At 45.1% G+C, this 7,354-nt stretch carries 3 protein-coding genes; 2 read left to right on the plus strand and 1 reads right to left on the minus strand.

The annotated features are described in order from the left end of the window. The first annotated feature begins 27 nt into the window (after positions 1 to 27). Positions 28 to 3,108, plus strand: a complete 3,081-nt coding sequence (locus HWQ36_RS01710; RefSeq protein WP_292697432.1) for a DUF3987 domain-containing protein — start codon at positions 28 to 30, stop codon at positions 3,106 to 3,108. Between the two features lie 231 nt (positions 3,109 to 3,339). On the opposite strand, the gene HWQ36_RS01715 is transcribed toward HWQ36_RS01710, so the two are convergent. Then, a complete protein-coding gene (locus tag HWQ36_RS01715; RefSeq protein ID WP_292697433.1) occupies positions 3,340 to 3,726 on the minus strand; it encodes a CU044_2847 family protein in 387 nt (128 codons plus the stop codon). Positions 3,727 to 3,861: 135 nt separating this feature from the next. Here HWQ36_RS01715 and HWQ36_RS01720 point away from each other — a divergent pair. After that, positions 3,862 to 7,354 (plus strand): caspase family protein (locus tag HWQ36_RS01720; RefSeq protein ID WP_292697435.1); only part of this gene is annotated, 3,493 nt, incomplete at its 3' end.

Here is a 7,354-nt window from a genome sequence, read left to right on the forward strand (position 1 = left end):
AATTTTAAAAAATTCGAGGTAATACAAGTGCATACTACACAAATCAATCCAACGACCGCAGAGCGTCTAATTTCCGGCTTACAGCAAATTCCTGGTAACTGGGCATTGACCCCAGTTACAGACAATAAGCGCCCTTATCGTCAAGACTGGCAGCAAGAAACAGCACTAAATAGGCAAACGCTGATTAAAGAACTGCAATCAGACAGAGCCTTTGGCTATGGCATCCGCACTGGAGTTGTATCAGGCGGAATTTTAGCCATTGATGCCGATGGTCACGCAGCAGAGGCACTACTACAAAAGCTTTCTGATGGCGACTTACCCGACACAGTAATTTTTAGCTCTGGCAAAGCTGGGCGCAGACAGTTACTTTACTTTGTAACACAGGACTACTGGCAACTAGTAAAAACTGTCAAGCTCAAAACTGGAGTTAAGGACGATGACGGTAAAGAACAGTTACTAGAATTTCGCTGGAATGGGCTGCAAAGCGTACTACCGCCATCAGTACACCCCCAAACTGGTAGTTATCATTGGGTGCGATCGCCGCAAGATATTGAAGTTGCAAACTGTCCAAACTGGGTGATTGAGTTGATGCTGAATCAGCAACAGCCCGTAGCAGTTCCACAGCCCCAAACTAAGCCAGTGCAAACTACAGTCAGCACTCGCCCAAATTTATCCATCTTTCTAGGACGTGAGGACAGAGATTTAGTAGAGCATGGCACTGGTGACGGTGGACGCAACGACGCAGCACAAAAACTCAGCCTTAATTTAATCGCTACTGCCCGTCGCCTCCAAGAATTGGGTATTGACTACGACGGCGACCCACGCGCCCTTTATGACCAGTTCTGCTATCATTGCACCCCACCCCTTGGCTCCGATGTTCGTGGTGAATCTGAGGGCTGGTGGAAACACGCGGACGCACACGCCAAACAACCATCTTTAGATGACGAAAAGCTACAAGGATGCTACACCGCTTGGTTAAACAAGCAAAAAGGGACACATAGCCAAAAACGGTTAACCGTACAAAAGTCTATTGTCAGTACTGACAATAGCTTATTGTCAGTGCCACCACTGACAATAGAAAGGATTACTAGGCAAGATTCTCAGTCTATTGTCAGTGTTGTCAGTGGCATCTTAGCCTCTAATTTAGATGACATAGAAGAGAGTTTTAAATTAGACTTACTCTGTACGGAATTAGGAATTAACCAAAAGCTTTTTGACCGCATTGTTGCTAGGGAGCGTGTCAAACTGGATGAGGTTCTGCCAGAAGATGAAATGCGGCTCAAGTCGCTCATCGAGTGGCGAAATACTAAGATTGACTGGGATACTATCTTACCCGCCCCTCTCGCCCGTGATTTAACCCATGACGCGGACGTTTTGAATGTTGATCCAGTTGTAATCTGGCAGCCCTTAATCAGCGCTGTTGCCTCCTTAGCAGGCACGACAATTAATCTGGATATGCAATCTCATAAAATCCCCTCTGTACTGTGGACTGTGACAGTTTTAGAGTCTGGTGGCGGAAAAAGCCGCGCAGACAGCTTGGTTGTAGCCCCATTGCGTAAAATGCAAGCGGAAGCTATGCAGCGCTACAAAGATGCTGATAATGATTACAAACGGGCGCTAAAACAGTGGGAGAAAGGGGGCGGTGAAGGGGATGAGCCAGAACCACCCGCTTTAAGGAAATATCTGTTTGAAGTCGCAACCATTCAAGCTGTGTTAAAGCGCTCTGCTGAAAACGCCGACAATGGGGCGCTGTGGGCAAGAGATGAAATAGCGGGGCTGTTTAATTCCTTGGGGCAATTCTCCAAGGGTGAGGATGAAAGCTTGCAGATTTTGTTAAAACTTTGGGATGCAGCCGCCCTTTGTGTAGATCGGACATCTTTAACTGACAGTTATTTTGCAGAACGTACAGCCGTTTCTGTGACGGGTGGTATTCAACCCGGTGTATTTCGCAAAATCTTCAAGGACGCTGATGACAATAACGGGTTGCAAGCGAGAATGTTGTTTGCAGTTCCCCAGCGTCGTAAACAGCGATACATAGAAGGCTTTTGTCAACTTAGCGATCGCTTGCCCCTACTTTACAAGTGGCTAGAGCAATTACCAGAAATCAACGTCAAAATCAGTCCCCAGGCTAAAGCATATTACAAAAAGCTAGTCGAGGTAATTGGCGACCAAATAGAACAAACGACACACGCCGCCATCCGTAATTGGATGTCGAAACTAACAACCCAGGTTTTGAGAATTGCGTTGAATCTGCACCTGATTGAGTGTTTTTACTCACCCAATAGCCGAGATATTACAACGCTGCAAAAAGATACCCTAGAACGTGCTGTCAAGCTTGCCCAATACTATCGCAGTGCTTTTCACGTTTTACAAGAGAAAGTGAGCAATAGTGATGAAATTAGCTCAATTCTGTTGCAAATTTATGACCGTGCTTCCCAAACATCAGACGGCGTTTCTGTCCGTGACATTTATCGACCACTGGATAGCATCAAGTCACGAGCCAAGGCCGCAGGCAGAGAACCCAGTGCCTACACTCATGATTTATTTCTCAAACTGGAACAAATGGGTTATGGAGAAATTGTACGTAAAGGTCGCTCTGTAAGATTTGTGGCATCAAAAATTGAATCAGGTGAAAAACCCTTTACAACCACTGACAACACTGACAATAAAGAAAAATACATCTCTAAAGCTCTTTTTAACGAGGAATTTAATGTCAGTGATAGCCACTGCCAATCACTGACTGTCAGTACTGACAATAGCGTTTTCTACGCAGACTACGGACAAGATAATGTCATGGATAAGACTGAAATTCCGCCACCGGATGATTCAATTCCTCAGATGCCAGTTGAAGCTGTTGACACAGTATCAACTAAGCCTGAACAGGTCAAAAATAATGCAATTACACCAGAAATTACTAAAGGTGCAAGGGTGCGGGTTCACTGCCCTGGCAGCAAGCGGCATGGTTTAGAGGGGATTGTAACTAGGTTTGTCTATGAACAGGGCTTGCTCAAAGCGATCGTCAAACTAGAGAATATTGAAACCAGCTTAAGAATCTGGGAATGCTTTGTGCCAGGGAATGAGGGGATGAGACTGGAGTTAGTTGAATAAGGGCATGAGTATCAGGATTTGCCTAATATCGCGGTTCTACTTAAACCATGCTGATTAAGCAACACTCGTGTTGCCCTAACTAACTTTGGATATGAAAGCCGGACTCTCAAAGTTTTTGAGAGCCAATGAGTCGTATTGCTGTTGGGCGATAATGGCTCAATTAATTGTATCTAGCCGACATTTTGAACCCTCAAGGAGGTCTGCCGAGATACCGATAGCTTCCCGAATTACCTATGTATTCTCTTTAGGGAACGAACATTCAACAGTAATTTTCATATTACTTTTAGCAGTACCTTTTGTGACATAGGGAACACCAGCCTCTCCGCCCATTTCGATGCCGAACTCTAAGGTAACTTTGTTGACTTCAGCGATCGGAATCTGTTTAAAAGCATTTAAGGTATAAACTGTATAAGTCCGAATTGTATTTTGAATCGACAGGAAATTTTGCATCATTTTTTGTCGTACTTGTTCAGGACTTATCCCTTTACCAACTAGCGCTTCTTCTTCCTCTTCCTCATCCAACACCACCGTGTTGACTACAGGAATGTTTACATCCTCTGTAGCTTCGATGTAGATTACCGTATTGTCATCTAGTTTGATAGGTATTACTTTTGTCATGAAATGAACTCCTGATACAGAAATTTTAGTAATTACCACAACTTTATAGAAGTTTTTACGGAATATTTATGAGTTTTTTGTAATTACTGAGTGATAATGCTGAGAACAAAGATTCTCTAAAAATTTCTCCTACTTATGATTCGAGACGCTTTGGTAGTAGGAATTAATACTTATAGTTATGAACGTCTGCCTAGTCTGACAGCACCAGCAATTGATGCAGAAGCTATAGGCAAGCTACTAGAGCAGTACGGTCAATTTAACGTTAAGCGGCTACCAAGCGTCAAAGATAAGGAAAATAATACTGTTCGTGTTGGTCAAAAGACCTCAGTTACCTTAACGCAGTTAGAAGAAGCTATAGTTCAACTGTTTAAGCCGGAAGGTAAGAATGCTCCAGATACCGCACTGCTGTACTTTTCTGGACATGGACTGCGAAAAAACAGAGGTATTCAGGAAGGCTTTTTGGCGACAAGTGATGTTAACCCAGATTTGGGTAACTGGGGTATTCGCTTGAAATGGCTGCGGGAACTTTTGCAAGAAAGTGAGGTAAAACAACAGATTATTTGGTTGGACTGTTGTTACAGTGGCGAGTTACTAAATTTTGCGGAGGCAGATCCTGGAGACAGGGGTAAAGGGCGCGATAGATGTTTTATTGCTGCATCTAGAGAATTTGAAGTCGCCTATGAAGCGATCGGCAGCAATCATAGCGTGTTGACAGAAGCTTTGTTGCAAGGACTTGACCCGCAACGCTCACCCGGAGCATGGGTAACTAACTATACTTTAATTGACTTTCTCCATCATCATTGGGATAACTACCCACAACGCCCCATTTTTGCTAATTCTGGTAGTGCAATTGACTTAACACGCACTTGGCAACAGCAAAAGCAGGAGTCTGGTTATACTGTCACTGGCTCCGTTTGTCCTTATCGTGGTTTGCAATACTTTGACTGTAAAGAATCAGACGCTGAATATTTTTTCGGCAGAGAAGCGTTAACAGACCAATTATTAGATAAAGTCCGTTCTAGCAACTTCTTGGCGATTTTGGGAGCATCAGGTAGTGGAAAATCAAGTGTAGTCAGGGCAGGTTTACTGTATCAAATTCAACTAGGAAGGCGGTTGTCAGGTAGCGATAATTGGTTAATTAAGATTTTTCGCCCTGGTGAGCATCCCCTCCAGAGTTTAGCACTGGCATTTTTAGATTCTGGTTTATCAGTAATTGATAGAGCATCTCAATTAGCTACGGCTGAGGAACTGCTAGCCAAGGGTGGAGTCGGCTTAGGGCAATTGATTCATGCTGCTGATACTGAACGGGTAGTGCTAGTAGCAGATCAATTTGAGGAAGCTTTTACCTTATGTCAGGATATTGAAGAACGACAAAGATTTTTTAAATGTTTGCTGAGTGCTTTATCTCACACTAATAATAAGCTCTGCTTAGTGTTGACAATGAGGGCAGACTTTTTTGGGAAGTGTGCGGAACAAGAATATAGTGGGCTGGCACAACAGATTCAGCAACATCTGGTGACAGTGACACCGATGAGACAGGACGAACTAGAACAAGCAATTACTGCACCAGCTTTGAAGGTGGGTTTACAGGTACAAAAAGAACTTGTACAGCAAATAATTGCCGATGTAGAAGGTTCACCAGGAACTTTACCATTATTGCAGTACACGCTGACCCAACTTTGGCAGCAGCAAGAATTTACCTTAGCCGCATACACCCGCTTGGGAGGTGTCAAGGGAACCTTAGAAAAACGTGCTACTGAGGTTTATGAGTCTTTATCATCAGATGAACAGCCTATTGCCAAGCGGATTTTTCTGGAACTAACGCAGCTAGGAGAGGGAACAGAGGATACCCGCAGACGAGTTTTGCTTCAGAATTTGGTGTCATCATCCCAGGAAGTAGCAGTAGTAGAAAGAGTAATTAGCAAACTGGCGGCTGAAAATGTTCGGCTCCTTGTGACTAGTACCTTGGTAGGGAAAGGGGCAGAATCGGGTCGTTTGGCAGTGGTGGATGTTGCTCATGAGGCGTTGATTCGTAATTGGTCAGTGTTACGCCAGTGGATTTCGGAAAACCGAGAGGCGTTGAGACAACAACGGAAAATTGAGTCATCTGCTCAAGAGTGGCTGGATAATGGCAAGATTAAGGATTACTTACTGCAAGGGGTAAAGTTAGCGTCATCTGAAGATTTTTGGCAAAACCACGGTGAAAGGATTTCTTTAAGTGGTTTAGCACGGGAGTTAATTGCAGTTAGTCAAGCAGAACAAAGGCGGCTCCAACAAGAAACACAAGAACGGCAACAGCGAGAACTTCAGCAACAGATAAAAGCACGTCAAGCAGCGCAGACCACTACTAAAGTAGCTGTAGGTTCCACGTTCATAGTAGGTGCAGTGGCAATTTTTGCCTTTGCTCAGTGGAAAGAAGCTCAAGTTCAATCCGAGGTTGCTCAACTACAAAGCTTGAATACAATTGCCACACAATCTTTAAACTCAAATTCGCAACTGGATGCACTGATCAACAACGTAAAAGCCGGGAAGGAATTGCGAAAAGTTGAATCATCAGGTAGAGCAGATGCGGATACCAAGATGCAGGTTGTAGCCAACCTGCGCCAAGTATTTTACGAAACTAGAGAGCAAAACCGTCTTGTGGGTGAAGATGCGGGTGAGCAGGTCGCCTTCAGCCCGGATGGCAAGACCATTGCAAGTACCAGTAATGACAAAACAGTGAAACTGTGGCGAATTGATGGCAGCCTCATTACTACCCTCAAGGGGCATGACGGTGACGTTAACCAGGTCGCCTTCAGCCCGGATGGCAAGACCATTGCAAGTGCAAGTAGGGACAAAACAGTGAAACTGTGGCGGATTGATGGCAGCCTCATTACTACCCTCAAGGGGCATGACGGTGAGGTTACGCAAGTCGCCTTCAGCCCGGATAGCAAGACCATTGCAAGTGCTAGTTATGACAAAACAGTGAAACTGTGGCGAATTGATGGCAGCCTCATTACTACCCTCAAGGGGCATGACGGTGAGGTTCATGATGTCGCCTTCAGCCCGGATGGCAAGACCATTGCAAGTACCAGTAATGACAAAACAGTGAAACTGTGGGGGATTGATGGCAGCCTCATTACTACCCTTAAGGGGCATGATCTTGGGGTTTTTCAGGTCGCCTTCAGCCCGGATGGCAAGACCATTGCAAGTGCTAGTTTTGACAAAACAGTGAAACTGTGGCGAATTGATGGCAGCCTCATTACTACCCTCAAGGGGCATGACGGTGACGTTAACCAGGTCGCCTTCAGCCCGGATGGCAAGACCATTGCAAGTGCAAGTAGGGACAAAACAGTGAAACTGTGGCGGATTGATGGCAGCCTCATTACTACCCTCAAGGGGCATGACGGTGACGTTAACCAGGTCGCCTTCAGCCCGGACGGCAAGACCATTGCCAGTGCAAGTAATGACAAAACAGTGAAACTGTGGCGGATTGATGGCAGCCCCATTACTACCCTCAAGGGGCATAACGATCAGGTTTGGCAGGTCGCCTTCAGCCCGGATGGCAAGACCATTGCAAGTGCCAGTGTGGATAAAACAGTGAAACTGTGGCGGATTGATGGCAGCCCCATTACTACCCTCAAGGGGC

The organism is Nostoc sp. NMS2 (assembly GCF_017115105.1).
Lineage (GTDB): Bacteria > Cyanobacteriota > Cyanobacteriia > Cyanobacteriales > Nostocaceae > Nostoc.

Bases quoted from the DNA above. Each gene is read 5' to 3' on its own strand.
- HWQ36_RS01715 (WP_292697433.1), bottom strand. From the start codon at position 3,726: ATGACAAAAGTAATACCTATCAAACTAGATGACAATACGGTAATCTAC.